The following is a 1,736-nucleotide window of genomic DNA, read 5'->3' on the forward strand; positions in this document are numbered from 1 at the left end:
ATGCGACCGCCAACTCCGTCGTCATCGCCTTCGACGAGCTTCGCCGCCGACTGGGTTGACGACGTACGCATCTGCCGCCATCCGCACATGCCGCGATCGGCCCCCCTTCCTAGCGCCTGTTGACTGACTGCACGAGTGCGGGGCGTTGTGGACTGATGGACAACCACACTCTTCCCGCCGCCATCGATGTCGGTGACCCGATGCTGCGACTCGCCGTCTCTGCGCACCTGGCCCGCTACAAGGGCCAAAGCCGCGTCCACACTGCTTCCGACCTGAACGCCTACTTGCGTTGGTGCCTGGAACGAGACCTCATGCCTCTGCATGCCGAGCGTGCCCGCGTCGAGCTGTACCTCCGATGGCTCCAAGAAGTACGCAGACTCCAGCCCTCCACGGTGGCGAGACGACTCTCAGTACTCGCGACGTTCTACCGGACGTGTGTCATCGACCGGATCCTCGAGCACTCGCCAGCCGAGTACGTGCGGCGTCCACATGTCCCGCTTGAGTCACCGACACTCGGCCTGAGCCATCTGCAGTTCGAAGCGATCCTCACAGCTGACCGCGACTCCAGCAACCTCAACGACTTCGCGCTCGTCGCAATGCTCGGGCTCCTCGGACTGCGCGTGTTTGAGGCCACCGGGTCCAACGTGGAGGCGCTCGGCGAGGCTCGCGGCCACCGCGTCCTGAAAGTCCACGGCAAGGGCGACAAGACCGTCCTCGTTCCTCTACCTCCCGCGGTCGGACGAGCCATCGACAGAGCGGTCGCCGATCGCACGTCTGGCCCGATACTGCTGAACCGATTCGACCGGAGAATGGATCGGCACGCAGCCACACGACGCCTGCGAGCGCTCGCGAAGAGAGCCAATGTCACCACCGCGCGCATGCACCCCCACATGCTGCGCCACACATTCGTGACCACGATGCTCGACGCGGGCGTCGACCTCCGCGACGTCCAGATCGCCGCACGGCACGCCGACCCTCGCAAGACCATGCGATACGACCGTGCACGCAGCAACCTCGACCGCCACCCGAACTACATCCTGGCCGCCTTCATGGCCTCAGCAACATAACGACCAAGCATGCCGCGCGGCGCGAACTGTTCTGCCGAGGTGCGGGGCGGCCGCATCCGGTAGAACTGTGCGGTGTCGGCTGATCCGAACCGAAGCAGGAGCGCAGTTGTGGAGTCTCCGAACGTGGCAGGGGCCGCAGGTTCGAGGGTCTACGTCGACATGGTCGGAGACCTGTTTCACGCAGGCCACGTCGAACTCCTGCGAGAGGCACGGCGCCACGGTGATTGGCTGATCGTGGGTGTGCTCTCCGACGAGACCACTGCTTCCTACAAGAGGCGTCCCATCATGACCCTCGCCGAACGCGTTGCCGTGATTCAGTCGTGTAGATACGTCGACGAGGTAATCGCCGACTCGCCCGACCGAGTGACTCAGGACTTTTTGGACGAGCACAGAATCACCACGGTGGTGCATGGCGATGACCTGGCGCCCGAAGGCGCGGACGTCGTCTACGGGCCTGCCGTGGCCGCCGGGACCTTCGTGTACGTCCCGCGCGTTAGTGGCATCTCCACCACGCAGTTGATCCAGCGAGTGCTCGACGCAGCCGCCGCCCCAGCGGAGTGACCGGATCTGCCGCGATGCGCAGGGGTCGCCGGCATGGTGGTCCCATGGATCTGCTCGACGAACTGCTGCAGGACCAGTACGAGGGCGCGAGGCAGAGCCTGCGCCAAG

The 1,736-nt window shown here is 65.0% G+C and carries 2 protein-coding genes; both read left to right on the top strand.

Annotated features, from left to right (window positions below):
• Positions 1-155 precede the first annotated feature (155 nt).
• The gene (locus tag C5H89_RS18255; RefSeq protein WP_104108393.1) at positions 156-1,067 is read left to right on the top strand and encodes a tyrosine-type recombinase/integrase; all 912 of its coding nucleotides are present in this window, start codon (positions 156-158) and stop codon (positions 1,065-1,067) included.
• 108 nt (positions 1,068-1,175) lie between these two features.
• Positions 1,176-1,628 (top strand): adenylyltransferase/cytidyltransferase family protein, encoded by a 453-nt coding sequence (locus C5H89_RS18260; protein WP_104108394.1) that lies wholly within the window; start codon positions 1,176-1,178, stop codon positions 1,626-1,628.
• Positions 1,629-1,736: the final 108 nt, after the last annotated feature.

It is taken from the genome of Nocardioides sp. 616 (assembly GCF_002930065.1).
Classification (GTDB): Bacteria; Actinomycetota; Actinomycetes; order Propionibacteriales; family Nocardioidaceae; genus Nocardioides; species Nocardioides houyundeii.